The following is a 25,898-nucleotide window of genomic DNA, read 5'->3' on the forward strand; positions in this document are numbered from 1 at the left end:
CGCAGGTTTGGTGCAGGGGGCGGGTTCGCGCCGAATGCTAACAAAAGTGGGAATCGCATGCATAAAGTCGTCAGAAGCCTCTGGCCGAGTCGATCTGGTCCTAGATGACACAGGAGATTCGTTGACCGCCCAATGGCCCGCCCTTCACAGCAGTGATGCGGCAGCAGGGCTTCGTTCGCGGTCTGGCAAGGTCTCGAGATGACAGGCTGCTTGTGCTTGGGATCGAGGTCATGGCCGAGGGCGTGGAGACAGAGGCAGACCGACAAATTCTGCACAGCTTGGCTGCAGAACCGCTCAGGGCTTCCTGTCCCTATGCCCCAATCACTTGAATTTGCAGTAAAAGAGTACGCGAAAGAGTTGTGACCGGTACCAGCTGTTGCTGACTGCATCAAGAAGAGCGTCAAAGGACGAGATGGGTGCTGGAAATGGACATGAGGTAATAGGCGGTATCAAGCGGCCAGTACGACGATGTAGCTGTGGTTCCGCGAAGTTGTGCAAAAAAAGGGCGGCATCGCTGCCGCCCTTTCCGTATTGCGCAGGTAGCGTGGATTAGAAATCCATGCCGCCCATGCCGCCCATGCCGCCCATGCCGCCGCCGCCCATGCCGCCAGGCATGCCGCCGCCAGCCGACTCCTTCTTGGGAGCCTCCGCGATCATGGCTTCGGTGGTGACCAGCAGGCCGGCGACCGAGGCCGCGTCCTGAAGAGCCGTACGGACAACCTTGACCGGATCGACGATACCCATGGCGATCATGTCGCCATATTCGCCCGTCTGGGCGTTGTAGCCGAAGGTCGCGCCCTTGTTCTCAAGGATCTTGCCGGCAACGATCGAGGCTTCCGCACCGGCGTTGGCCGCGATCTGGCGGGCCGGAGCCTGCAGCGCGCGACGAACGATGTTGATGCCGGCGGCCTGGTCGGAGTTGACGCCGACAGCGTTGATGCTCAGCGAAGCGCGCAGCAGCGCGACGCCACCACCAGCAACGATGCCTTCTTCGACGGCCGCGCGGGTCGCGTTGAGGGCGTCATCGACGCGGTCCTTCTTTTCCTTGACTTCGACTTCCGTCGCACCGCCGACGCGGATCACCGCAACGCCGCCGGCGAGCTTCGCCAGACGTTCCTGCAGCTTCTCCTTGTCGTAGTCCGAAGTGGTCTCTTCGATCTGCTGCTTGATCTGGGCAACGCGGCCCTGGATCTCGGCCTTCTTGCCGGCGCCGTCGACGATGGTGGTGTTCTCCTTGGAGATCGACACCTTCTTGGCGCGGCCGAGCATGTTGAGGCCGACGTTCTCGAGCTTGATGCCGAGGTCTTCCGAGATGACCTGGCCACCGGTGAGGATGGCGATGTCTTCCAGCATGGCCTTGCGGCGATCACCAAAGCCCGGCGCCTTGACGGCAGCGATCTTCAGGCCGCCACGCAGCTTGTTGACGACCAGCGTGGCCAGGGCCTCGCCTTCGACGTCTTCCGAGATGATGAGCAGCGGCTTGGAGGTCTGCACGACGGCTTCGAGAACCGGCAGCATGGCCTGCAGGTTGGAGAGCTTCTTCTCGTGGAGCAGGATGTAGACGTCCTCGAGCTCGGCAACCATCTTGTCGGCGTTGGTGACGAAGTAGGGCGAGAGATAGCCGCGGTCGAACTGCATGCCTTCGACGACTTCGAGTTCGGTCTCGGCGGTCTTGGCTTCTTCAACCGTGATGACGCCTTCGTTGCCGACCTTCTGCATCGCTTCCGCGATCATCTTGCCGACCGACTCGTCGCCATTACCGGCGATCGTGCCGACCTGAGCAACTTCCTCGGAGGTCTTGATCTTCTTGGCGTTCTTGATCAGCGTCGCGACGACTTCGGTCACAGCCAGATCGATGCCGCGCTTCAGGTCCATCGGGTTCATGCCGGCGGCAACGGCCTTGTGGCCTTCCTGGACGATCGACTGCGCCAGAACCGTCGCGGTCGTGGTGCCGTCGCCGGCGATGTCGTTGGTCTTCGAAGCGACTTCGCGGACCATCTGCGCGCCCATGTTCTCGAACTTGTCTTCAAGCTCGATTTCCTTGGCGACGGTGACGCCGTCCTTGGTGATGCGCGGGGCGCCGAACGACTTGTCGATGACGACGTTGCGGCCCTTCGGGCCGAGCGTGACCTTCACCGCGTCGGCGAGGATGTTGACGCCGCGCAGCATGCGTTCGCGGGCATCACGGGAGAATTTGACGAGCTTCACAGCCATTTTTTTGCTCCTGGGCAATTCGGCCTAAATTCAGATTGGATGTGATGAAAGGCGACGGCGGTCAGCCGATGATGCCCATCACGTCGGATTCCTTCATGATCAGAAGGTCTTCGCCATTGAGCTTGACTTCGGTGCCCGACCACTTGCCGAACAGGATGCGGTCGCCAGCCTTGACGTCCAGCGGGACCAGCTTGCCGGTTTCGTCACGAGCACCGGAGCCGACAGCGATGATCTCGCCTTCCTGCGGCTTTTCCTTTGCCGTATCCGGGATGATGATCCCGCCCGCGGTCTTGGATTCGGATTCGACCCGCCGAACGACCACGCGGTCATGAAGCGGGCGGAACTTCGACTTTGCCATTTTTTCTTCCTCGGTGAGAGCGGTGAGAAACACCGTCCGGCCACGCCGGACAAACTGCAAAGCCCGGCTTTGCCGGACCGTTGTTAGCACTCACCGCGAGCGAGTGCTAACAACGGGAGGATTAAGGGGTAAGCCGGAGATAGTCAAGACGAAAGGGCAGGCGCATGAGCAAAATCTTGATCCAAAGCTCTCAGGCAAGGCGACCACTTTGAACACTCCTGCTGACTTCGTCATTTGGCATTCTCGGCAGCGCGTTTCGACAATTTATGTTCGCCTACCATTCCCAGCGGCTTTGGAGTGCTAAGAGCCTGTGAATTTCTTTGAAGATCCGTTGCAACGCCTGCGCGCTGCGGGGAGTGCTGATCAGGCAGCGAGACTTGCGAACTTCTTGTGCCAGGAGGCATTCGGATTGAAGGCCGTATCTCGCTTGTGGTTTGCTCAAACCCAGGACGCAGGGGTTGCTGCCGCTTACTTACATTTTGTCGGCCAGCCCGCTACGGCTGTCGCCGCATCACCGCACCTGCACACGGGTGCGCCTCGCGAGGAAGTTCATTCGGGAACAAACCCACTCGGAGTGCTGGTAGTCGGCAAGTGGTTTTGTTGCTGCCAAGCTCATCAGGTGCGCTCAATCCGCCGCGGCACCCCCCGTCTCACAATGGACTATGGCGCGTTTGATCCACACCAGAGCCGCCCCGGTAGGATCGGCTCCGTCGGTCAGACCAGACGGTGGCTGACTTTTCTAAACTCCAACCAATCAGGGGCGCCTCTAAACTCCAACCAATCAGGGGCGCCAGGAACAGGTCTGGGAGTGGGTCGCGAGTGACATCCGTACGCGAGGCAGCGCGCCTCCTCCAAGGGTGAAGATGCTCGCAGCCGAACTTGATCTGCCACATGCCGGCTTTGAAGTTCGTCGAAGCGAGAATAACCGTTGCTGGCGAAGTGACCCTGCATTACACCTGTGTAGCTTGGCATAGGTTGGGGACAGATTGTCTAAATAGTCCTGCGGGGCCGAGGGCCGACTTCCTCGAACCCGTCCGAGTAGAAATCGACGTGCGTTTCCATTTTGGTTGCGCGGGTGCTCCAACCTCAAGTCGCTTCCAACCACGAGCGCGGCTTTCCCGCACAGCGACCTCGAGCAGACAAGGGGCAATCATTGGAGCGCATCTCGGGTCGAACATACAGCTCCGAAATCTGGCCGGACTTGCCTCCTGCATAGATCGCCGTGCACTCATTCAGTACGACTATGCCGGCCGGCTCGCCACATTCATTTCGTTGGCAAGCACTGTCGCCGCGCTTTGTTTGACGAAGTCGGGCGTGGGCGCTTTCCCGCCAGAGAGTTCATCGAGTAGCGCGTGAATGAAACGGGCGCCCGTTTCTGCGTCCAATAAGTTGGCCCGTCCAGTAGATACGGAAGGCATGGTTTCTCCCCCTCCTAGGGGGCGGCGTCCCGATTCGTGCTGCCAATCGCAAGGTGCGCTGGCAAAAAATGGAACTGCGAATCCGGCTATGATGGAGGGCTGCTCTCCTGTATGCAAGCCATTCTTGGGATTTGCAAAAACCGTCGCCCGCTCGTCCAAGCCAGGGATCTCTACACCATCTGACCGCGCGCGAAGCAAGATTCTGCTTAGCTGCTAGCGAGGACCGAGCTTGCGGACCCCACAGACCCCATGGTCAGCGTCGGGCGATTTCCCCAATCAGCCGAACATATTCGCCTTCTGGTTGCCCATAGATACCAGCTGCTTGGGCAACGAGGCCTTGGCGGTCTCGAATGACGATTTCACCTCGTCGCGAACGGATGAGGCCACGGCCCTCGAGCACTTGGAGCCCAACGGTGACCCCCGGCCGCCTTACGCCGAGCATAACAGACAAAAACTCGTGAGTGATCGTAATGCGTTTGTCGTGCATCCGGTCGTCACACATCAACAGCCATCGCGCCAGACGCTCTTCAAGGCTCGCTCGTGCGTTCATTAGGGCCGTATACGTAGCCTGAATGTGGAGATAGTGGACATAGCGCAAAAGGAAGGGATGCAACGTAGGGCTGTCCACTAGAGCCGCCTTGAATGGCTGAACTCCGATTCGCACTGCATTGCCTGCCAATTGCACGTAACAATCGTGCGCGGCATAGTCGGCACCCATCACCAGCGCGGGACCAGTCATTCCCTCTAAGCCAATGAGGCCAACTTCGGCATCCTTGCCGTCCGGAGTCATCGCGACAACAGAGCCGATGCCTTCCTCAAGGAAGTAAACGGCCTCTATCCTTGAACCGGCAGTCTCCAACGGCATTCTCAGATCAAGGGCACGTCGCTCAAAATGCGGCTCCAAACGCGCGAGGTCATCCGCGCTAAGCCGTCGCAGCAATTCATTTTTGTAGGAAGCATTCACTGGATTGGTCATGGCTCAATCCCACTTGGGGCAAGAGCATTCCAATCTCCTTGCCGTCCGCGCCCGTAAAAACGTGCAGACGATCTCGTGACAATACGCCCCTTGGTACGACAATGACAGCGGAATGCGAATCGATGCACGGCGAGCCCCCGCCGCGTGATTACAAAAGACGCGAAAAGTATGTCAGAGTGGGAAACGTACCAAACTCAGCTTTGTACGAAACCGACATTCTGAGGTCCCAGCTCTTTCCCGTTACCTGTCGTCCTAGCGCGCCGATTCCCTTGAGCTTCGTGAGAATCGCACGAACTCCTGATTTAGAGCCGGCGCGCTTTCAAATCGTAACTGTTCACTGAGAACGACACCTCGCGCTCGGGGATGCCGCTAGATGTAACCGCTCCCCAATGCCGCAGCGCGTCCGGTCGGCCGCGGTGGGGGGCGGAGGATTTTTGTTGTCCTTCGCCGATCGCTCGGATCTACGATTGCTCGGAAAGTTGCGTCGGCGGGACGTCAGCAACACTCAGCGTGTCCGATCGAAATGCCCTAGTGGCGGCTGTCGGATTTATTCTGTACGGGGACACGTTTGAGGATCGACTGATGTCAGCCCGGGGCCGTCTGGTCCAATGTCGCGCGGATAGCGCCGATTCCCAACTCGTCGATGATCATGTTGTGGTGACTGGCCGTCACCACATCCTGCAGGATGGGCGGCCGTTCGGACTTGCCTTTGTTCGAGCTCAGGTTCCGCTGATGACGGAGCATGAGGTACTTTGGCGAATTCTCCCGGCCAATCTACATTCGCGCTGCCGCGAGACTGTTGTGCAGGCTCGGCCTCAATGTGCCGCACCGCACTTCCGTGGTTATCGGGCGTCCGCGACGCATGGGCACGGTCCGAGATCACGAGTGCTGTAGGCACTGGCTAGCATGCCGCGCCCGGCTGTGAACGAGGCGACATGACATTGCCGTGTATACGCAGGTGCGCGCGCCGGGGTCGCTTGCTTTTAGCGAACTTGCATGGCTGTATGGTTTATGAAAATGGCCGGGGGGCTATATGACCATATACCTGTTTCTCAATAGTGTCGCTGCATTCGGCTTGGTTATCCCACTCTATTTTATTCAGCGCGAACCGACCATTCTCGAGACTTTACGGCCAGGCAGGGGGTCGCCTGGGACCGAAAATTAGCTGCGGTGATTCAGGCGGATTTCGGTTGAGGAAAACAGTGCGGCCTGTCGTCGCCGGGTGGAGGGGAGCGTGGCGATGGGCTTAAGCAGATTTGAGAGACCAGTCGTCGTTCAGGTCAACCGTAACAGCTCTGAACGCATCGTGCTTGAGGTGAATGACGCGGCAACTATTTTGATGCGGGATCTTCGTTCTCAGACCAAGAAGCGGAATGCAGCGATGGATGCCTGTCTGCACGTGTTGCGTGGTGAGGCTCATCCGCCAACTGCAAGGCGGGCATTCGTTGCGGCCGCGCTCGAGGCGAAGATTCTACGCGGCGATTAGACCAGCGCGAAGGTCGGCCGGATATCCATTCAGGTTCAATCCTCCTCCCGATCGAAGCATAGAATGGGAAGTCCCTCTGCGTGATCATGGCGCGACCAAGCAGGGTGGCGCGGAGCATGCCTCCGGTGATCTAGGTTTAACAGCTTCCAACGCCCGCAGACTTGGCTCAGCTATTGAACAGAAATGCCGCCTGGAACTCCCGAAGGGCGCCTCGAGCGGTGCAGAGGGTTCATTTGAGGATCACCTGGACGCATGGTGGACACCCTCGCGCCCGACACCGCCTGCTTCATACCACCAACGGAGTTGCTTTGAAGCATTCGCTCGGTGTTGATCCCAACTTCCCTTGTTCCAAAGCTTCCGCCACAGGACAGATACGGTTCTTGGGCGGCAACCCCGTAAATCGTGCAATTTGGCGTGACGCACGACCTGCTCCCCATCCTCGAAGCGAATGACGGGAGCTGAGCGGCCTTGAATTTCTCTTCCTGAGCCACTGTCATGTCACTGGCTATCTGTGGAAGAAAGTACCGTCCCTGCTTAAGCGGCGAACGATAGACGGGCAAGGCGGGTCGCGAACTGATCCAGGGCAGGGTGATCCACCGCCACCCCAGATAAGTAGACGGCCAGACTGCTGCTAGGAAGTCGAACGCTGGACACGCGTGGCCACCGACGGAGCGTCACGCGCCTTCGTGCGCCTTCTTCGGATGGATCCTGATGTCAGCCTGCTGGCGCGGGCCCCGGACGGTCTGATCGCCGTCTTCAACCTCGAAAACGGAGAGCAGTCGTGGCAATCCCTCCTTACACAGCCCCTTCGCGCAATGCCTATGATATCGTGATCATTGGTGGCGCGGTAGTCGGCTCGCCGATGGCGTATTGGCTGAGCCAGGATTTTTCTGAGTACAGTCACAACCAAAGAGGCTCGTGACGGTACTTTTTTGCCCTTTAAGGCACTGGAAAAAGGGATTTCCTGCTGCCGAGCCTTGAAATTGTACTGACGGTACTTTTTCAGGAGACCATTGGGCTGCTGACGGACGCCGCCCTTAAAGCGCTGAAAGCAAAAGAAAAGGGCGCACGTCGTCGGTAGCGGCTGACGCCGGCAGCGCGGCGACGAAGAGTTTCATCTGCGAGACCGCGTTGATCGGATCGGCGTCGGAGAATTGCGTCCCGTCGGTCGAAAAGCTGATGTCCTTGAAGTGCCAGTAGCGATGCATGTTCTTGTCGGCATAGCCGATGTTCTGCCCCGTTGGCGTGTCGTCGTCCTTGGTGTAGCCGTGGGCAGGGTCTTTGATGTCATCAGCCCAAACCGCCGCATGAACGAAAGCATACTGCGCCTTCTTGTCGTCCGGCACGCCGGCGACCCAGCTCTGATAGTCGGGGTTCAGTTTGATCGGGGCACCGGCCTTGGCCTTCGCCTGTGCGCTCAGCTTTGATTAGGCCACGGCGGCGATCTGCATGGGGCCGCCGTCCCACCAGGCCAAGGCGGGAGCCGATGATAGGATCAATGAAAGAACGGAACCAAAGACGAGCGCGCCACGCATGTATTCCTCCCCAGAGCCAACATCGCTGAGACGACACGGCAATGACGACAATGGTGCCTTCACGGAAGGCCGAAACCTCTTCTGGATTCGACAGCAAGAGACAAATAGCGCATGATCCTTCTTGGGTTGGGGAATTCATTCATGCATGTGCACGAATTTTCGTGCGTGTTGTCCGTGGTACTTATCTCGGGCTGCGCAGCCGACTATTTGAACAATTACGATTTCGGTGACGCTCGCCGCTGGCGATGCGTACCACGCCAACATGCTTTTGCAGACGGTCGATCCATTCAATCCCAACAGCAACAACACCCATATCGAGGGCGACGGCGTACGCGCCGCAGCAATCGTCAACAGGTATCGAGGCGTGGCCGCAACTGCCGCAGCTGTGCCATCTGGCGGTGCTGATTTGGACTGCGCAGGCGGCAAGGGAAACAATCCGGTCGCACCCCATGGGGTGAAAATCACCAACGGTGATCCTAACGGACTAGATCGCGATCGCGACGGCATCGGGTGCGAGTGAAAGCGGCCAGGACGGTGGAACGATCTCGCTACGACAATCGGTCCGACAAGTGGCTGAAACGCACCGGAGCCAAGCAATATCGCCCGCGCCGGTGGGCTGGCATGCCTTTGCGAGTGATCTACGTGACGGTAGCCGCGGCTTCGGCTTTGGTGGCGCAGTTCTTCATGCAACACAGCGGCTCATTGCCCGAGGTCACCTACTGAATCTGACCAAGCCGGCTCCAGCGCCGATTGCCGGTGTCGCCTCCATCATCGATGGCGACACGATCGAGATCCATGGGCAGCGTGTCCGCTTCAATGGCATCGACGCGCCCGAGAGCCGGCAATACTGCGACGACGCCAAGGGATTCGAATATCCATGCGGGCGCCGTTCCGCCGAAGCGCTGGACGGCTTCCTAGCAGCCTCGAGGCCGGTCAAGTGTACGTTCGGGACTTGGTCGCTACGGCCGGTTTGTTGGTGACTGCAGGCGCGCCGACGGTCGAGCGTCGCCGCCTGGATGCTCGAGCACGGCCAAGCGCTCGATTGGCCAAAATACAGCGATGGCGCCTATGCAAAACAACAGACCAAAGCGAAGGCGTCGAAGACCGGTCTTTGGGTCGGAACGCTTCTGCCGCCATGGGACTGGCGGGCGCAGCATGGCGACGATGCGCAAGCGCCGCCGGCACCGCTTTTGCGATTGGCAACGGCAACTCCGGCTGCAATATCAAAGGCAACATATCAGCAAACGGCGGCGCATCTATCACGTGCCTGGACAGAAGTACTACAACGTCACCAAAATCACCGAAGCCAAAGGCGAAAGATGGTTCTGTTCAGAAGCGGAGGCCATGACAGCGGGCTGGCGGCGATCGAAGCGCTGATCGGTTTGCGGAAGCATATTCCGTTCGTTTGACTGATTTGGTTGGCGTCTCGACGGAACGGCGGAAACGTCTATGTTGCAGACCTATTTGTGGACTGCACTCGCTGACGCATATGATTGCCGCTTGTTTGATGGGCGGCACCGCTGTCTATGCAAGTTCGCCCTCGCGACCGAATACACTCAATCCGTAAAGCCTTGGTGCATCACCTGTTGATAATTGCTCCAAAAACGAGTCGCTGGAGTGCCTACCGCAAAAAAATGTTACGATGGGACAAATCACGAACAAGGAGATGAAAATGTCTGAATTTGCAGCGGGTGATGTTGTTCAACTGAAATCCGGGGGTCCTCAAATGACTGTTGAGCAAGTAGGCAAGACGAGCATGACGGACGAGGACGGCGTGTGGTGCGTGTGGTTTGAAAAAATCGGAAACAAGCAAGTCGTTCAAAGAGAAACTTTTCCGCCCGTGGCGCTGAAAAAATACGAACGCCCCGCCACCGGATCGATTGCGGTGCACAGAGCCTAACCATGATCCGCGCAGCGTTTATCGGAATCAACAAACATCTTGATCCGCTTGCGCGGGAACTGAGCGGCGCTGTGGGTGATGCTTCGACTATGTGCGCGGTGCTGTCGGATTCTATTGACCGGTTTCAGCCAACGCTTATCACTGACCACGACGCGACTTATGCGAGGGTTTCGGCCATCTTTGACGATGTGCTCGACGGTGCATCAGAAGATGACGTCGTCATCCTGTTTTTTGCCGGCCACGGCACGCAAGACCACCGATTAGTTTTAACGGATACGCGCTCTGACGACGTTCCGGGAACGACAATAGACATGACGGAGATTGCCGCGAAGTTTCGGACTTCGCGAGCGCGCGCTGTCCTGCTTTTGCTAGATTGCTGCTTTAGCGGTGGCGCGCCGGCACGCGTTCTGGATGTCGGATACATTCCGCGCGCAGCGGGGATGCCGCTCGCCGAAGTTGGTGGACAGGGCCGTATTCTTTTCGCTGCATGCAATCCAAACGAGGAGGCCCTCGAAGACCCCCAAACACGCCACGGTCTTTTTACGAAGGCGATTTTGGATTGCATACTGGAGAGTGATGGGCCGGTGAGCGTGGTTGCGATGGTGGACCGCGTTGTGCAAATGGTCCGCGCCAACGCAGCCCGATTCGGTTACGAACAGACTCCGGTGATGTTCGGTCATGTCGAAGGAGAGCTAACCCTGCCGAAAGGTATGCGCGGTAAATGCTACCGCGCGCTCTATCCCGAAAGGGGCACGGTCACTGTTTCAGGTCCAATTGGGGAGCTTTCGGCCTACGGAATTCCTCAGAATGCGCTGAACGCTTGGAGCGATCGTTTCCCCGCCGGTCTGAATTCATTGCAGATCGCCACTGTGAATAGCCATGGCGTGCTCGATGGAAAATCTCTTCTCGTCGTAGCGCCGACAAGTGCCGGCAAAACGTTTGTCGGCGAGATGGCAGCACTGAAAGCAATCGGCGAGGGAAAGAAGGCGGTTTTCCTCCTCCCTTACAAAGCGCTGGTCAATGAAAAATTCGAAGATTTCTCTGCGCTCTATGGCGACCTTTTGAATCTGCGCATCGCCCGATGCAGCGGCGATTGGCAAGATCAGGTTGGCGACGTTCTAAGGGGCAAGTACGACATAGCCTTCTTCACTTATGAGAAGTTTTTGGCTCTGTCAGTTTCCTCTCCGCACATCCTTCACCAAATCGGTCTGGTGGTGATTGACGAAGGACAGTTTATCACAGAGCCGGGTCGTGGGATGGTTGTGGAGCTAATCCTCACCAATCTTTTGAGCGCACGCGAGCGGGGGATTGCACCTCAGTTGGTGACCCTGAGTGCGGTAATCGGCGACACAAACAACTTTGAGCGCTGGCTTGATTGTGAACTTCTCCTTACGACCGAGCGTCCGGTTCCCTTGACAGAAGGTGTCATTGATCGGAGCGGCGTGTGGAAGTTGCAGCGTCCTAATGGTGAGGTGGAGGTCGCGCAGTTGTTCGCACGCTGCGAGATACGGCAGCGCCGGGATAAGCCATCTTCCCAAGACGTTCTCGTACCGCTGGTTCGGCATCTCGCCGGTCAGGGCGAAAAGGTCATCGTCTTTCGTAACGCGAGAGGACCATCCGCCGGTTGCGCGGAATATCTCGCGGCCGAGTTGGGTTTGCCGCCAGCACAAACAATCGCGGACATGCTGCCGGGAATGGATCGTTCGGATATGTCCGAACGCCTTCGCCGCGCGCTCAACGGCGGCGTTGCCTTTCACAACGGTGATCTTAATCGCGAAGAACGCATGATCGTGGAGAGAGGCTTTCGCGACCCAAACGGTGGGATTCAGGTTTTGGTGGCGACAAGCACCGTAGCTGCCGGCGTAAACACGCCGGCTTCGACCGTCATCGTGGCGGAAACGGAATTTCGCGGAGTGGAGCCGCAGCCTTACACTGTCGCTCAGTATAAGAACATGGCGGGCCGTGCAGGTCGCCTGGGCTACGAGACAGAAGGCAAAGCCATAGTTCTCGCCGACACCGGCATGGAGCGAGAGAATCTCTTCCGGCGCTACGTTCAGGGACGTCCCGAACGCATCCAGTCTTCCTTCGACGAAAGAAGCCCGGGCACGTGGGTCGTTAGACTTCTGGCGCAGGTAAAGGATATTCCAAGCAATGCAGTTGTCGATCTGGTGGCAAACACCTATGGAGGATTTCTTGCCTCGCTGAGAGATCCCGCCTGGCGCGGCAGCATGTCAACCCGGCTCCTCAATTTGATGACGAGGATGCAGCACGATGGGTTGATTGATGAGCGCGATGGAAGGCTGAGGCTAACGCCTCTAGGGCGCGCCTGCGGCGAGTCACCCCTCAGCTTGGAATCCAGTATGCAGGCTGTTGAGCTGCTACGCCAATTGCCGCCGGATTCGATAGGACTAGAGACGGTTCTCGTTTTATTGGAAGCGCTGCCCGAACGCGATGAAGACTACACGCCTCAAACAAGACGCGGTGAGCCGCAACGGCAGCAACAAGTTTCGCAACGCTTTGGCCAACATGTGGCGCGTGCCCTATGGCATCGTGCGGAAAGCGATGTGAAATATTACGGTCGCTGCAAACGTGCGCTCATCGTTTCGGACTGGATCGAAGGCGTTACAATCACGGATATTGAGACTGGCTACACCACCAATCCGTTTTCGCCCATTCGTCATGGCGACATAAGGGGTTTTGCTGACGGTACCCGCTTCCTGTTGGACTCGGTGCTCCGAATAGCTGCGATCGTTCTTGGTCGAGCTGATGATCCCGATGAGGTGAGTACTTTGCTTAAACGCCTTGACCTTGGAATACCCGGCGCAGCCTTCTCCTTGACTGAATTACCTATCGTCTTAGCGCGCGGCGAAATCCTCGAGTTGTGGAAAAACGGATATGGAAGTCGAGAGCAAGTCGAACATGCAACCGAAGCCGAACTCGTATCCTTGTTGAACGCGAGAGGGAATATGTTGTACGCCGCATTGCACGAGGAACTTGCTATCACTGGGTCCTGAACAGCCTTCGTATGGCTGCGGTCGATAGGAAGGCAGGGGTTGCGATGGCTTTTTCACGCCCGCTCCAACCTCATTTGGCCAACAGATCGCGATGCGGCAACATGGCATGTAATGATCATCACAAGACCGATGACCGTGCCCAGATTTTGCCCTGAGGAAGAGAACGCGACCACTCCCCTCAGATAGAAATGACCAAGCCCTGCTCGCCTTGGGCAGGAAACACGCAGTGGTAATTGAAGCGGCGCATTGTCTCGGGGTCGTTCCAGATCGTGGTGTTCTCTTGCGCATAATTGAAATAGAGAACCTTTTGACGCACCGGGTCATTCACAAGGATTCTTGCGATAGTTTCGGGATCGGGGTGGTTGTGGCGCGAGCCATCCGTCGAAAAGGCGAATGCCGTGCAATCGAGAATCCTAAGAATCTCTGGCGAGGTATTGGCCTTGCTGCCGTGATGGGAGACTTTGAAGCAAGCGAGGGGATAGGGTTCGGCCTCGCTCGCTCCGAGCTCCCGCAAAGCGCGCTCCATGATGCCCGGATGGGCATCGGCGCCCAAAAGGACGCGGCGACCGCCGAACTCGGCAATGAAGGCGATGCTGCTGCGATTAGGCGCGGCGGTGTCTTCCTTGAAGCGTTTGGAGGCGAGTTGCTCGACGTCCAGCCCGGACAAGGGCTCGCGGCCTGAGCCAGGTTCGCCCATTCCGTGGTCAGGGTCGAATGGGCGGAGTCCATTGGCTTCAAGTTCGTCCATCCAACGCGGGATCAGCGCGGCAAGATCTGCATCGTTGGGCGAGAGTAGGCGAATCGCGAGCCCGGCGAAGCTAATTTCGCCACTTGCCTCCGGGCTCCCACGTGAGGCTATGCGGCTGGCGAAGCGGGAGTTCCATTTCCAATTGAACTTATCGATGCCGGACGAAAGCTTTTCGCCCTGCTCGGCGTTGAGTGGCTCGGTTTCGAGACCCGCTGTAATGCGGTCACGCGCTTCGACAAGCTGATGGTAGGCATTGAACCACACCTCTTTGGGATTGAACGGCGCCGCCGCCTCGCGCACCAAAGGCATGGCTCCTTCGATGTGATCGGCATCGATGTGGCTGATTACGAAGAGTTCGCAGTTGCTCATCTCCTTTAGCGCAGGCCGGGCAGTGCCGTAGTCCTTTGTGCGGCCGAGATCGACCAGGGCGTGATACGAATGGTCCTCATCGCCCCAGGCGAGGACAAGCGCATCGCCCTCAGACGCCGGATTCATGGTGAGTGTGAACATTGAGCTACCTCATGGAGTAAGCTTGACCACTGTGAAGGCCTGTTGCGGATCGACGCGAGCCGCGACCCGCCGGACCAGCCCTCGCTCCTCTGAAGACTCCTCCTGCGACCCAGGAACCGATTCAAGACCGCGGGCCAGCCAGTCGCAGGTGAGCGAGAAAAATGGCACGCCGCGGCTGAACCCTTGTTCGAGCAATTCGGAGATACGATCGAAGTCGGGCGACCTCTCGGTCATCAGGCGACGCGCCAGGATAATAGGCCCGTCGGGGATTTGCGGAAACCGGTTGGTGATGTTCTCGAGCCATTGCCGTGGCACAAGCTCCGATGCTCCGGCTCCCACTGCGATTAGAGCACCCGCCACGGCCGCAAGCGGGTTGGTCATCTTGCTGCGGACGGCCTCGCGGACCTCTCCTTGCATGACCTTGAGAACCTCGGAGCCACGCTCGAAGTCGCGCGAAGCGAGGAACGCCAGCAGGCCGGACCATCGGTATGACTCGACGATGCCCGACGTCGCGGCTCGCCCTTCTGCTGGAGCGGCGGCGACGATTAGGTGAGCGGACCATTCGTTTGGGTCGCTCGGCCGGCCCAACTGCGGCAGAAAGGCCGCTTCGATGCGGGTACCGAATCCAAGGACGGCCCAGAGCGGCCCGCTGCGCTGCGTGTAGGCGTCCTCGAAGACCAGAGGATTGTGCTCGGGCACATCAAAGCGAAGAAAGTCCCGATCGCCCGCTGCCTCCCGCAAGGCGGGTGTTCGCGGGCCTGCCGCACCTAGGCGGGCTGCGTCGCGCGGCTTGGCCATTACCCCGACGAGTTCGGAGAACGAGGGGGCCGGCATTGAACGGGCGACACTGGTGACCGTCGGTCCCCTAGGGTTGAGAGGCTGCTGTGGAAATCGAGGTGCGCTGACCGCGTCTGGCCCCTGGGATATTGAGGTGCTGGCAAGAAGCGCGCCGGCTAAGGTCGCATACCCCAGCCATTCATGCAGGGAAGGGCCGCTGACAATCAGGCTATGGACACTCGCGCCTTGCTCGGCTTGGAGTTCCCTGCTGACGCTCGTCCCGTCGGGAAGCGTAATGACGGCGCTGTAGGCACCCGGCTCGACGTCAAGGCGCAGCTTTTCGCGAGTGCCGCCGACTACTGGTTTCAGTGGACCGGGGTTGTTGCCGTCGCGCCGCGACAATGCGACGACGAAGCCGGCCCCTACCTCCGCTGCGGCAGTAAACTCAAAAACCAATTCGGCGCCGGGGCCGCGACGCGGGACTGGCGAGGCGGTTTCGACGGTCGGTACCGCTCCGATTTCGACGAATGCCACGGGAGCGCGAGGGGTAAGTATCTCTGACCCAAGAGCCTTGCCGTCCCGATCAATTGAAATCGTCACTGTCTTCAGTTCTTCGAGGTCAAACTCCGCGAAGAAGGGCGCGGCCTCGCCCGCAGTTTTCGTAGACACGACCTCCCGATGGTCTGAGATGACGGTGCGACAGCGTGGCCATCGGGCTCGATCGGAAAGACTGACATAGGTTTTCACCCGATCAAGGCCGCCAGGATAGGTGATCGCAAAGCTTCCAGCGGCTCGGCCCGCCGGCGTCTGCAACGACCCGTCTGGTCGAGCAAAGAGCCTTAGAAACTGAGTGAGCCGGTCAACGAGAATGCCGGGTCGAACCGGCCAGCGTGCCCCCGACACGTCGGCCGCGGCACCGTTGAGCGCTCGGAGCAAACTGTCGGTGAAGACAGTTGTCTTATCGCGCCGACCGTCGGCCTCCTCATAGAGGCTAGTTGAGCAGAGCGCCCATTGGTGGCGCGTTCCACCGTGGTCGTCCCGCGCTCGTGAAAGCGAGATCAGCTTGGTGCCGAACTCCTCTTCGGCAGGCAGCCCCAACGAGGTCTTCAAACGGCAGCAATCGAACAATAACAGCTGCGACGTCGGCACAGCGTTCTCGAGCGCTGTAATGAACTGCTCGATCTCGGTCATTCCGGCGGTCTGCTCAAGCGGGTCTGTGTCGTAGTCTTCAAGTAAGAAGGCTGTCCTCCGACCGAAGCTCTCGCCGTGGCTTGAAAGGAACAGCACCATCACGTTGTCCTTGTGCGTATTGGCCCGCTTGACCCAGTCCTTCACTGCAGCCTTCACCTCGGCAAACGTCGCTCGTGGCACGGTTACGCTTGCATATTGGGCGCCAGCCTGCCCAGGGGGCGTTTCAGAGAGGGCCAGTGCAAGGCTCCCGAGCGGCCGCTCCGGGTTGGTGAATCCGGCCTTCTGATCGAGAAACCAGTCGGCGATAGCGCGTGCCGAGATCGGCGGTGAAGTAACCGGCTTCAGCTTCTTGCTCTGAAACGCGCCGACGCCAATGATCATCACATGGGTCGCGGGCCGTCGGTCGAAAGCGGTATCCACAAAGACGAGACCCTTGTCGCGTTCAGCGTTGTCGTCGCTACTCATCAGTCCCCCAGTTCCATTTTGGTCCGGACGCGCCGGCACGAACTATCAGTCTCAGGCGGCTGGCGTTTGCCCCTTCACCAACACAACCTGATCAAGGTCTATCCCCGATCGTGACAACGACTCGAGCAAGGAGGCGTCGTCCAGCAGCAAGGCGTCCTTGAGGCCAAGTCTGGCCTGCTGCAAAGCCATCCCCGCCGGCTGTCCCTCAGCGATCGCTGCATAAAAACGCACTGCGAATACCCTGGCGCCAATATCCCCGACTTCACCACGCATTCCGATAATAACAGGGACCGTTTCGAGCAGCGCTTCGGCGCCGACGAGACTGTCGCACGCATTGAGGACAACGAGAATCGGTGGCGTTGTCGTTGCCGCCAGCAGATCGGCAATCCACTGCAGCGGTATCGGTCGTGCTTGAGTACTGTGGACAAGCCCGTCGTCAAATAGCAAGGCGCCCTCGGCGGCATGACCCGAAAAATGGATAACATGCGGACGTCGTTCGTTTGTCCCATCGATCAGATCGGCGAACGTCGCTGCCGGAAGATGCTCGAGATCGATGAGATCGCGATGCAGCGCACTCTTGAGTGCCTTGAGAACGTCCCGCACCTCACGGTCGGTCTGGAGCCAGCGGCCCTCCTCGACGACTGACCCGTCGTCGCGCTGGTAGATGCGTTCGGTCGCTTCGGGATTGGCTGTGACGTAGAGGACTCGGAGCCGTTCGGGTTTGGGCTCGGGGATACGCGCGAGATGCGGGGCCGACTGCAGGAGCCCGTGAACCTGACGCGCGTGAGTGAGTTCCTCACGTCGGCGCTTCTTGTCGGCGCGCTCGCGTTCCTTGCGCAGGTCTTCTTCCGCGCTAGCGATCGCTGCCTGCTTCCTCGCTTGGTCCTTGGCGTTGCGACCGATTTTCTCGGCGACCGCGGCAGCCTTCTTACCGGTTTCGGTGGCCTTGTGGTCGAGTGACACAGCCGAGCGGAGATAGGAATTGATCGACGACGCATTGCGGGACCGCGCCGCCGACTGACGCTTCGAACCGGCATCTTTCCGCGCCAAAGCAACTGTTGCCTCGTGCCCGGCGAGTTCCTTCCGAAGCCGCCCTTCCGATTGCTTAAGCCGAGCGAGTTCGCTGCGCAGGCTATCGATGCGCGACATTGTCTACTCCGAAATCAGAATGGGTGCGGTCGAGCCAAGAGCAAGGGCTGGCCGGGGGCAATCAAACCGTGGCGCCTGAAACATCGGACCTAGGCCTCCTCGCTTCCCTGGCTCGCGTTTCTGAGGACAAAGTTCAAGTAATTCCGCTCAGAAGGCGGCAGAGTTGGCTGGTTCATGCAATTCTCCATCACTGCTCTTGAACTGGAAGCTAAACCGTATGAACTTGCCTACCAATTGTCGACCCACGAGGCGACGTATGGTCGATCAAGGCGACGGGGTATTCTGCTGAAAGTTCGTGGCGACCGAACAGCGTTCGAGCGGGCCGCGGCATTGGCGCTAGGAAGCGCAGCTCCGCCGAGAAGATCCCAGCGATCCCATCGGCAGGTGGTGGCGGCAGCGGATCGCAAGAGACGTCGGCTCGAATCGGTTCAGGCGAACACAGCTCGCTTTAAGGTTAAGCTCGCGCCTCACGACGGGTACATTGCTCGGCATGCGCTGCATTGGGGATTAGCGTGGCTAAGACGGAAATCGACGCGAACGGAAGTGGGCTAAAAAGCCTTATTGGCTCGCTCAAGGCCAGGGCGAAGCGTACCGCTGGACACTACCGTAAGGAAGACACGGGTATCACGCCCGAAGAATGGCCCAGGGACGCGGAGGTCGAGCTGATTGAAAGCCTTGTGCGGGAGAAGGCCAGACGGGTGACCGGAGGGGATTCCAGCCAGCAGTGGAAGGGGTGCCGTGAGTTCGCGCAGGCGATCAGAGATTCGCGCAACCCAACTGTCTCGCGTGAACATTTCGGGACGGAGGAAGCGCAGCGTCGCTACGAACGCGCAGAAGCCGATTTCTTCGATGGTATCGCGCTCTGGGCCGACAGTACAATGGACTATGTGACCTATCTGAGCGCACTAGCTGTCGAGACGGCTACGAAGCTCCGGATACTCTTTCTAGCGGCCAATCCCTCGGACAGAACTCGGTTGCGGCTCGACAGGGAATTGCGGGACATTCGAGAAGAGCTGGCAACGGCAGGATACCGCGAGCGGTTTGACCTCCAAGCACGCGGAGCAGTCCGTGCCAAGGACATGGTGCGGGCACTGCTTGAGCTCGAACCGGCCTATGTGCACTTCTCCGGCCACGGTACTGCTGATGGTGCAATCTGTGTGGAAGCATCCGATGGCACGAGCCACGAAATCGACCCCGACGCGTTGGCCGCGCTGTTCGCGGCGGCGGGCGAGAAAGTCCGGTGTGTCCTGCTCAACGCTTGCTTTTCTGAAAACCAGGCTCTTGCGATTGCCCGGCATGTCCCCTTCGTCATCGGCATGCGCACGACAATCAGTGACGAGGCGGCGATCGCGTTCGCCACCGGTTTCTACCGAGCACTTGGTGCCGGAAAGGGCGTCCCGGTCGCATTCGAATTGGGGATTGTCGAATTGAAACTGTTTGGCATCGCGGAGCACGAAACGCCTGTTATCGTGCAGTGTCCTTAGCCGGGTGTTCGCTTCTACAAGCCGCTTGAGCTCCCACTTGCGCAACACGATTTGAATGACCTCCGACCGCCCACTTTCATCTCTGCAGCAATGCTGATGAGCGCATCCTCAGTTGCGAGGCGCTTTCTAGCTCTTCAGCAAAGGATTTGCGCGTCACTGTCGGGTTTGGAGCCGTTCTCTGCGCAGTTTTGCTCTCTCCAACTCAGCGGCGATGAAGGGTGTAGCGTGTCTATCGCGCGCCTAGTGTTCTCACGCATCTCGAGGACGGTCGCGGCGCAGCGACAGTCAATGGCGGCTTTCAGTCAACCGCAGCGGCGGGCTTTTGGCCCAACCGAACTGTTGCCAGCGCAAAGCAATACGCGAAAGTCGCATCCTGTCAGGATTGCGGAAACCAAGAGGAAGCGCAAGCTTCGGGATATCGAACCTCGTTCATCCGTCCAACGTTGCTAAAGTGGCTTACGTCGGCCTTCGGCGCATCGGGAGGCGTCGGATGCTCACCCCTGAGGTATGGCGGGCAACGAACCTGACCGGTCAGTTCTTCCATTGAACGTTATTGATGCATCCGCGGCGGGTTTCAGACACTGGACCTGTCGCCATTTTCCTACGAGCGATTTCGTGCAACGAACCGTTCCTCGATGAGGCTGTGATCTAGACCATTCAGGCCGCCGGATACTCTTGCGATGACGCCAACTACGACGTTGAAATGATCGGTCGCATGTCACCCCGGCGGCTCAGGAAGGAGACGGCACGCTAGCCTGTGTGCCCACGTGACCTTATGTGGTGATCGACGCCAGCCAAGGAACAGCTCCATGGATGTGCGACCCGATGATTGTCGCAGCCGCGCTCAACGCCGGCGATGCAGGAACCTTGGCTGCGGCTCGGTCAGCCCTCGAATTGACTTGTCTTGGTCAAAAGCAACCCATCGCACCAAACGTGGTCTACGCAGCCCCACTCACAGGCGGCAGCAGCATCCGGAAAAAAACCACGTCCATTGAGATTTGCACTCGTGTTGCAGAGCAGCGAAATGCCCGTGAGTTTCTCGTACTCTATGAGAAGTTCTGCAAATTGGGTGTTCGGAAGCTCTTGAAACCGTCTGAAGTCGCGCAGTTCCGTCGAGATGGACGACCGCCGGGATTATTTCTTTCCACTCTGAACGGGTTCGGTGGTCGAACAGCATGTAAGGATCCGGCGTGCCGGGGTCAAACATGTCAGGTGCACGATCCTCCAAGCATATTGGCGCTACCGGCCGGAAGTGCTCTCGCACTTTGATCTTGTTGAGATGGTCCTTCATTTCCGGCGAAGTCGCAGCCGCCAGAATGCTTCTGCCTCCCAAGGCACGCGGACCAAGCTCTGCGCGGCCTGCAAGGAACACCACAGGCTTGTTGTCGGCGAGCAAACGGGCAAGATCTTTCAGACTGAAAGCAGCAGATTGCCAACCGGGGGGAATCTTGCCACGGCCCACATTCGGCCCGCTGTAGACTGACCAGTCTGACATCGAGAATTACGGCTTGGGGGGTACTGCCGCGCGATGTCGGCAATGCCCCCCCCCGTGTCCGCCGTTAGCACACGAAACCCGTAACCCGTCAGATATTCCGCGAGCATGGCGGACAGCCGCCTGTCTTCATCGACGATGAGGACCTGGTCCGCCATGCTCGTTTGTCCGCTCCGTTCGAACCTGTGCTCGTACAGAGCTTATCCGCGATCTTCGAGATCCCCGAAATCGTCGAGCAACTGCTCAAGCTGCTCGGCCGTCAACACCTCGGTGGCATCCAGCAGATCGGTCGTCAGCGCGCGCAAAGCCTCGCCGGCCCACTCGACAATCTCGGCGCGCACCTCCTCCACTGCGTCGGGATCGAGGGTTGACGCGCTGAGCAGCTCGGCGAGATCATTGTGCGCCTGGATTAAGCCCTGCTTGATGAGGCGAATATGGTTATGGACCTGGTCGGTGATCGCCGCCAACTCTTCTTCCTGCTCGGGCGTGATGTCAAGATCAACGAGCTTGGACCCTAAGTCATGCGCGCAGTAGCCCGTCCCATGGCGGAGGCCGGTCTGCATGTGCATGTCGGGTCCGCCGTGGCCGCCGCCGACGTCGAAGCGCTGCACGCCTCCGTAACCCTGGCTGAGCGCGCCAGAGACGCCGACGCTGGCAAGCGTGACGACCGCAATGCCGCCGATTGCGATGCGCTTGCCCCAGTTCTTCGACTTCGGAGTGCGGGAGAAATGTTGACGAAGTTTCTGCCACGCAGAGGGTTCAGTTTGGGGCATGAACATATTCCTTTGAATGTTGGTCGAGTGGAATGCCTGGATCAGTAGAACCGGCATTTGCAGCAGATAGGTTTGTGCCAGTTAGAAGGCAAGAGAATATAAGTATATTTCTAAATATATCCGACTATTTTTGCGCGAAACGATGCAATCGGGCATGTCGCCTACAGTTGAAGAGGCATAAGAGCCTATTGATAAGATAGTCTGACTTATTGTTCAACTTCTGGATTGATGTGATAGCGTCAGGAGCCGCGGCGACTCCACGTACCCCTTATGACTGCTGGGCCTGAGGGTGGCCCGTCATCCGATAAGCAACGGCCGAGGGTTAAGCCAGCTGGCCGGCGCAGTGCCTCATGCACAAGAGGCGGGCCATATGTGGATATTCACAAGGAGCGGATTTCGATCGCGGTGGCAGCGAGCTGACGCGGCGGATCGCTGGAATATTTCGGCGAGATTCCCAATGACACTGATGCCATCAAAAAGCTCTGCAACCGTCTGGGCATTCCGGCAAGCCGCTAGCGTTTGGCTAGGAGACCGGCGCGTGCGGTTATGGCCGTTATCGCCAACTCACAAGCCTGAGTCATCGCTGCGACGTGGTGGCGTCATCGCTGATTCCGAGGCGGCCGGCGATCGGGTGAAGATAAACCGTCGGGATGCCACCATGCTCGCCCGCCGCAATCGGGCCGGAGAGTTGACCCCCGTCTGGGTGCCCATAACGATCACGAAGCCATTCGCGACCTGATCGCCTGTGTAGCCCCGTCGTGCGACAGATATTGACGCGAGCGCATGAACGTCTTCGCGATTTCTGCTGCGTCACGGGCATAAGCAAGAGCGTGGGGCGGCCTGGCGAATGGCTTGCTGCCGATTGCTTTTGACATTGGCCTTCGAACATCCCGCTCAGCAGGTCGGATTCAGGACTACGTCGATGCCGTCATGATGCGGAACGGCGCCTGCAGCAGGTCCAGTAACAGATACTCAGCCGATCCCGGAATGAACCGGCGCTCGGTGGGTGATGCCTGCAGGCAATACGCGGTATCGCGTCAGCCAATGCCGTGGTGCTGGTTGCGGAAGTCGGCGACTTCACCCGCTTCTTCAATCCACGCCGGCTCATGGCCTACTTCGGCCTGGTCCCGGCGAGCAATCGAGTGGCGAGACCGTCTGGCGCGGGCCGCATCGCAACGGCCGGCAACACCCATGCCCGGCGCGCGCTGGTCGAGGGCGCCTGAGCTTACAGGATCAGACCGCATCGGCCGGCGCAAGGTCGACCCGATCGAAGCGCTGCCACACGTCGTTCGCGATCGGGTCGTTCCAGACGCGCCGGCGCGTCCAGGCAAAAATGCGGCCCGTCAGGGCGTCAAGTCCGCCTCTTGCACCTGATATCCGCAGTCCAAGTGCCTCGATCGCCGATCGAGTGGCGGGCCAATTTCTACGCCAAAGGCCGTTGTCAGCAATCATGACGGTGGAAGGAATCTAGCGCTTGGTGCCCGCGTCTGGTGTCGACGATGATTTTGATCGCGCACTCGATCTTCTTTAGGACTAATTTGCGCATGTACATGAAGCCAGTTCCCGCTGCGGCGAAGGTCGTGGCGCATGCTGCGCGAATGCCTCGCCGGCATGGCATCGTTCGTCCCGGCCGAAGACGAGCCCACGTCGACCCCGGAGCGGATCGCCGAGGAAATCGTGCGGCGCGTGTTTGCGGAAATGTCAGCGCTGCCCAGAATTGCCTTGGCTATCGGACGTGCAATAATGACGAGTGGAGCGTAGAGGATTACCCGCAATCGCGCGCCCCATGAACACCTCGGCTGGCCACTTGGATCAGATTCTCCACAATGGAAGGGCGGAAGGTGACGGGGGCAGGCACTGCAGGCAGCGAACGACGTGATGCTAAGTACGCGGACATTTGTTCACTAATATACCATGGGAAGTGAATAGAGGCGGCGCTCTGGCAAAGTGAGGCTGCGACACGCACTGACTTCATAGGAGACGCAGCGGCTTTGCTTTCGCACTGGAGCGCTGCGGTGAGCGAGCCTGTCGAGAATGGCGGCGGCCCCTGATATTTAGCTCGGCGATGATGCCATCTGGCAACAGGCGGTGATCAGGGTGGTTTGCGTCGATAGCGTTTCTCGACGATTTCGAACAGATGGAAGTGCTGCTCCTCAATGAGGGAGTGCGTTCCGAAGTCGTCGAGGATGAGGAGCCGCACGCGCGTGAGCTTGTAGATGAGGCGGCGGCAGCGGCCATCAATGCGGGCGAACGCAAATCCCTCGGAGAGCCGTAAAACGCGCAGGTAGAGCACGGAATGATCGAGCCGTGCCGCCTGACGGTCGAAGGCGCAGGCCAGCCATGACTTTCGATCCCGGTCTGGCCGGCGACGACCAGGTTCTGGTGCGCCTTAAGCGAAACTTAACGAAACAAGAACGATACCGATGGCATGGCGAAGCTCGCTGAGGCCAGCTTCAAAGCGGCCGCTTTGGCTCACCGTTTGATGTGGCGGCGAGGTTCAAATGTCCCCGTGGGGCAAAAATGTCACTTGCGCGCACGAGGATCAGCCCCATCTAACCGGCTCCCCCGGGTTGTAAGGGCAGATCGGGCGGGCGAGGGACACCAGGAGTGGGGCTGCAGCCCAAGCTTCTTTGAATAGCAGAAACCATTCTCCCAGGAGAAGGCATGTATAGGCAGCACGAAGATACACCAGGATGGGATCGGTCCAAGGCCAATCGACTCTATAAAGCATTGAAGAAACTTATCGTCGATTTTAAGGTGCCCCCCGATACGCGACTCGACCCACGTCTAATCAGCGTTACCCTGAAAACGAGCGTTACCCCGTTACGCGAGGCATTGATTCAGATCGAAACCGAAAAGTACATCGTCGGATCTCCTCGCAATGGCTACTACACAAGAAAGCTGGATACAAAGCAATTATCAGATGAGTATGGTGTTGCCAACGCAATACTTCAGGGTGTTTTCAGGGAAGGCCCAGATGAGCATTCCAAGCCGTGGTCGACGCTTCCTACGATCCCCAGCTCTAACGACTGTATTTTGTTTGGGGAGTTCCTCGAGGTATTTTATGAGAAGATCGCAGAGGGTGGAAACAATGGAAAAATGCTGGATCTCGTTCATGAGTTCAACATCCGAACGAGATATGTACGTCTTTTGGATTTGCAACGGCCGGAGCGTCTATCATGTATTATAACTGATATGAGACAGCTTGTAGAGCTTCTTGACAAGCAAGACAAAAATGGGGCGATCGCAAATATTGGTCGGCAATTCAGTGCGACAATTGAAACCGTCCCCGAGCTTGTGCTGGAGGGTAATCTTCGTGCCGGGGATACGAAAGAGAGCTGGTTGAAGACATTGCAGTCGAATTTCGACGAGAGCTGACCGGCGGTTTCCACTGAGATGTGGCTCTGGCTCACTTTTGCTGCTGTTGCTGCCGGCGCTTTTGCGGATTCCCCGGAGGATTAACTAATGCAACATCGACTTGCCCGCGCGAGCCTCGCGCCTGACGGATTGGCGCGGTGATTGATGTGAAGGTTATAGCGAACACCGCTCAAAAGCTTCGATCGCGCCAATTTTCGGGAATTTTTCCAGACGGGGGCCAGCCGGAGCGTTCAAAGTAGATATGTGCGTCGGCCCGCTGGCCCGCTCCTCGTCGTACGGACGAGCACACGCTGGTGCTGCTGCGGGGGCTTGCACCGCATACCCGACGCCGTCATCGCCGGCATTCTCAACAAACAAGGCCGCCGAACGGCGTACGGCACCGCTTCGGCGCGCCACGCCGAGGCTCGCCGGCGCACGCCCCCTCGTCTGGCGACAGACGTCACGGTCTCGCCCGAAAGGAAACTCTCCTCAGCGCTTCGGACAGGACCTTGGCCCAATCGACCGCGTGGTCCCCGGCCATGGGGTTCGCTACCTGCCCGGCATCGTGGATGCGCGCCCCAGGCCTTCATGGCTATTACCCATCCGGTTATGCCTGGGGAGCAGGGAGGATTTGCTCCACAGGTCAATAGCTAGGGCGATCGTCTCAGAAGCGACGCACATCCGGAAATGGTAGCACCTCCGCCTGTTGGCGGGGCTGTTTGAATTCTTCGAAGGCGACCGCCTCAATTATAGCGTCCAAGGCTTCACGCCCCGTCTGGCTCATCGGGTCATCACCACCAAGATAGTGGTACGCCCGATCTAAATGCACCCGGGCCGCGGAAAAATCGCTCTTCATTTAACCTCTCAGTAGCCGCCGCGTCAGCCCTCTACGAGGTCAGTGTCGCGCAACGGTGAACATACATAGGACAATTTGATTTAAACTTGACACAATCAGGAGGAGTAGCATGCTCGGACGATGACATTTTGCCAGAACTGTGCCGCAGTGAGAGCTGGCCTCGCAAGCCGCTGAGCAAGGATGTGGTCCCGAGGG

18 protein-coding genes and 1 pseudogene are annotated in these 25,898 nt (G+C 58.7%); 8 read left to right on the forward strand and 11 right to left on the reverse strand.

What is annotated here, in order from left to right; genetic code table 11:
- Positions 1–549: 549 nt before the first annotated feature.
- The 3 genes from groL to LB547_RS25630 all read right to left on the reverse strand — a co-directional run bounded on the left by groL (position 550) and on the right by LB547_RS25630 (position 4,966).
- Positions 550–2,214, reverse strand: coding sequence for a chaperonin GroEL (groL, locus tag LB547_RS25620; protein ID WP_086081374.1), 1,665 nt, complete (start codon positions 2,212–2,214; stop codon positions 550–552).
- A 61-nt stretch (positions 2,215–2,275) separates the two neighbouring features.
- Positions 2,276–2,572, reverse strand: a complete 297-nt coding sequence (groES, locus tag LB547_RS25625; protein ID WP_064994876.1) for a co-chaperone GroES — start codon at positions 2,570–2,572, stop codon at positions 2,276–2,278.
- A gap of 1,671 nt (positions 2,573–4,243) precedes the next feature.
- Positions 4,244–4,966: a Crp/Fnr family transcriptional regulator gene (locus LB547_RS25630; RefSeq protein ID WP_064994871.1), complete on the reverse strand. Its 723-nt coding sequence runs from the start codon at positions 4,964–4,966 to the stop codon at positions 4,244–4,246.
- Between the two features lie 1,240 nt (positions 4,967–6,206).
- Between LB547_RS25630 and LB547_RS25635 the strand changes: the two genes are divergently transcribed.
- A complete protein-coding gene (locus LB547_RS25635; protein ID WP_041163934.1) occupies positions 6,207–6,452 on the forward strand; it encodes a DUF982 domain-containing protein in 246 nt (81 codons plus the stop codon).
- Positions 6,453–7,489: 1,037 nt separating this feature from the next.
- Here LB547_RS25635 and LB547_RS25640 read toward each other — a convergent pair.
- The gene (locus LB547_RS25640; RefSeq protein ID WP_064994870.1) at positions 7,490–7,798 is read right to left on the reverse strand and encodes a hypothetical protein; all 309 of its coding nucleotides are present in this window, start codon (positions 7,796–7,798) and stop codon (positions 7,490–7,492) included.
- 415 nt (positions 7,799–8,213) lie between these two features.
- Here LB547_RS25640 and LB547_RS25645 point away from each other — a divergent pair, with 415 nt between their 5' ends.
- From LB547_RS25645 to LB547_RS25660, 4 genes are all read left to right on the forward strand, one after another.
- Positions 8,214–8,507, forward strand: coding sequence for a calcium-binding protein (locus tag LB547_RS25645; RefSeq protein WP_224655969.1), 294 nt, complete (start codon positions 8,214–8,216; stop codon positions 8,505–8,507).
- A gap of 496 nt (positions 8,508–9,003) precedes the next feature.
- Complete coding sequence (locus LB547_RS32550) at positions 9,004–9,396, forward strand: hypothetical protein (protein WP_318013159.1); 393 nt, start codon at positions 9,004–9,006, stop codon at positions 9,394–9,396.
- Positions 9,397–9,659: 263 nt separating this feature from the next.
- The gene (locus tag LB547_RS25655; protein ID WP_084016088.1) at positions 9,660–9,887 is read left to right on the forward strand and encodes a YodC family protein; all 228 of its coding nucleotides are present in this window, start codon (positions 9,660–9,662) and stop codon (positions 9,885–9,887) included.
- A 2-nt stretch (positions 9,888–9,889) separates the two neighbouring features.
- Complete coding sequence (locus LB547_RS25660; protein WP_064994868.1) at positions 9,890–12,901, forward strand: DEAD/DEAH box helicase; 3,012 nt, start codon at positions 9,890–9,892, stop codon at positions 12,899–12,901.
- 178 nt (positions 12,902–13,079) lie between these two features.
- Here the strand turns inward: LB547_RS25660 and LB547_RS25665 are convergent, their stop codons facing one another.
- Genes LB547_RS25665 through LB547_RS25675 form a run of 3 tightly spaced genes read right to left on the reverse strand, consistent with a single transcriptional unit; the run spans position 13,080 to position 17,741 of the window.
- Positions 13,080–14,159 carry a hypothetical protein gene (locus LB547_RS25665; protein WP_064994867.1) on the reverse strand — a complete coding sequence of 360 codons (1,080 nt, stop codon included), beginning with the start codon at positions 14,157–14,159 and terminating at the stop codon, positions 13,080–13,082.
- A gap of 9 nt (positions 14,160–14,168) precedes the next feature.
- Positions 14,169–16,592 (reverse strand): caspase family protein, encoded by a 2,424-nt coding sequence (locus tag LB547_RS25670; RefSeq protein ID WP_064994866.1) that lies wholly within the window; start codon positions 16,590–16,592, stop codon positions 14,169–14,171.
- 51 nt (positions 16,593–16,643) lie between these two features.
- Positions 16,644–17,741, reverse strand: coding sequence for a CHAT domain-containing protein (locus tag LB547_RS25675; RefSeq protein WP_064994865.1), 1,098 nt, complete (start codon positions 17,739–17,741; stop codon positions 16,644–16,646).
- A 512-nt stretch (positions 17,742–18,253) separates the two neighbouring features.
- Here LB547_RS25675 and LB547_RS32555 point away from each other — a divergent pair.
- Positions 18,254–19,225 (forward strand): CHAT domain-containing protein, encoded by a 972-nt coding sequence (locus tag LB547_RS32555; RefSeq protein WP_064994875.1) that lies wholly within the window; start codon positions 18,254–18,256, stop codon positions 19,223–19,225.
- Positions 19,226–20,107: 882 nt separating this feature from the next.
- Here the strand turns inward: LB547_RS32555 and LB547_RS25685 are convergent.
- A pseudogene (locus LB547_RS25685) lies at positions 20,108–20,714 on the reverse strand (carbamoyltransferase C-terminal domain-containing protein); the annotation flags it as partial.
- Between the two features lie 203 nt (positions 20,715–20,917).
- The gene (locus tag LB547_RS25690) at positions 20,918–21,490 is read right to left on the reverse strand and encodes a periplasmic heavy metal sensor (protein ID WP_064994874.1); all 573 of its coding nucleotides are present in this window, start codon (positions 21,488–21,490) and stop codon (positions 20,918–20,920) included.
- A gap of 1,022 nt (positions 21,491–22,512) precedes the next feature.
- Here LB547_RS25690 and LB547_RS25695 point away from each other — a divergent pair.
- Positions 22,513–22,713, forward strand: a complete 201-nt coding sequence (locus LB547_RS25695; protein ID WP_224655973.1) for an IS110 family transposase — start codon at positions 22,513–22,515, stop codon at positions 22,711–22,713.
- Positions 22,714–23,582: 869 nt separating this feature from the next.
- Here the strand turns inward: LB547_RS25695 and LB547_RS25700 are convergent.
- Positions 23,583–23,783 (reverse strand): ATP-binding protein, encoded by a 201-nt coding sequence (locus LB547_RS25700; protein ID WP_064994862.1) that lies wholly within the window; start codon positions 23,781–23,783, stop codon positions 23,583–23,585.
- Positions 23,784–24,154: 371 nt separating this feature from the next.
- On the opposite strand from LB547_RS25700, the gene LB547_RS25705 reads away from it, so the two are divergent.
- Positions 24,155–24,868, forward strand: coding sequence for a GntR family transcriptional regulator (locus tag LB547_RS25705; protein ID WP_064994861.1), 714 nt, complete (start codon positions 24,155–24,157; stop codon positions 24,866–24,868).
- 643 nt (positions 24,869–25,511) lie between these two features.
- Here the strand turns inward: LB547_RS25705 and LB547_RS25710 are convergent.
- A complete protein-coding gene (locus LB547_RS25710) occupies positions 25,512–25,703 on the reverse strand; it encodes a hypothetical protein (protein ID WP_013533545.1) in 192 nt (63 codons plus the stop codon).
- Between the last annotated feature and the right edge of the window lie 195 nt (positions 25,704–25,898).

Source organism: Mesorhizobium sp. B264B1B (assembly GCF_020165765.1).
GTDB lineage: Bacteria > Pseudomonadota > Alphaproteobacteria > Rhizobiales > Rhizobiaceae > Mesorhizobium.

What these genes read in the sequence shown, in the direction of transcription:
- LB547_RS25705 (WP_064994861.1), top strand. Translation starts at nt 24,155, where the DNA reads ATGTATAGGCAGCACGAAGATACACCAGGATGGGATCGGTCCAAGGCC.
- LB547_RS25660 (WP_064994868.1), top strand. Translation starts at nt 9,890, where the DNA reads ATGATCCGCGCAGCGTTTATCGGAATCAACAAACATCTTGATCCGCTT.
- groL (WP_086081374.1), bottom strand. Translation starts at nt 2,214, where the DNA reads ATGGCTGTGAAGCTCGTCAAATTCTCCCGTGATGCCCGCGAACGCATG.
- LB547_RS32550 (WP_318013159.1), top strand. Translation starts at nt 9,004, where the DNA reads ATGCTCGAGCACGGCCAAGCGCTCGATTGGCCAAAATACAGCGATGGC.
- LB547_RS25630 (WP_064994871.1), bottom strand. Translation starts at nt 4,966, where the DNA reads ATGACCAATCCAGTGAATGCTTCCTACAAAAATGAATTGCTGCGACGG.
- LB547_RS25710 (WP_013533545.1), bottom strand. Translation starts at nt 25,703, where the DNA reads ATGAAGAGCGATTTTTCCGCGGCCCGGGTGCATTTAGATCGGGCGTAC.
- LB547_RS25690 (WP_064994874.1), bottom strand. Translation starts at nt 21,490, where the DNA reads ATGCCCCAAACTGAACCCTCTGCGTGGCAGAAACTTCGTCAACATTTC.
- groES (WP_064994876.1), bottom strand. Translation starts at nt 2,572, where the DNA reads ATGGCAAAGTCGAAGTTCCGCCCGCTTCATGACCGCGTGGTCGTTCGG.
- LB547_RS25675 (WP_064994865.1), bottom strand. Translation starts at nt 17,741, where the DNA reads ATGTCGCGCATCGATAGCCTGCGCAGCGAACTCGCTCGGCTTAAGCAA.
- LB547_RS25655 (WP_084016088.1), top strand. Translation starts at nt 9,660, where the DNA reads ATGTCTGAATTTGCAGCGGGTGATGTTGTTCAACTGAAATCCGGGGGT.
- LB547_RS25665 (WP_064994867.1), bottom strand. Translation starts at nt 14,159, where the DNA reads ATGTTCACACTCACCATGAATCCGGCGTCTGAGGGCGATGCGCTTGTC.
- LB547_RS25670 (WP_064994866.1), bottom strand. Translation starts at nt 16,592, where the DNA reads ATGAGTAGCGACGACAACGCTGAACGCGACAAGGGTCTCGTCTTTGTG.
- LB547_RS25635 (WP_041163934.1), top strand. Translation starts at nt 6,207, where the DNA reads ATGGGCTTAAGCAGATTTGAGAGACCAGTCGTCGTTCAGGTCAACCGT.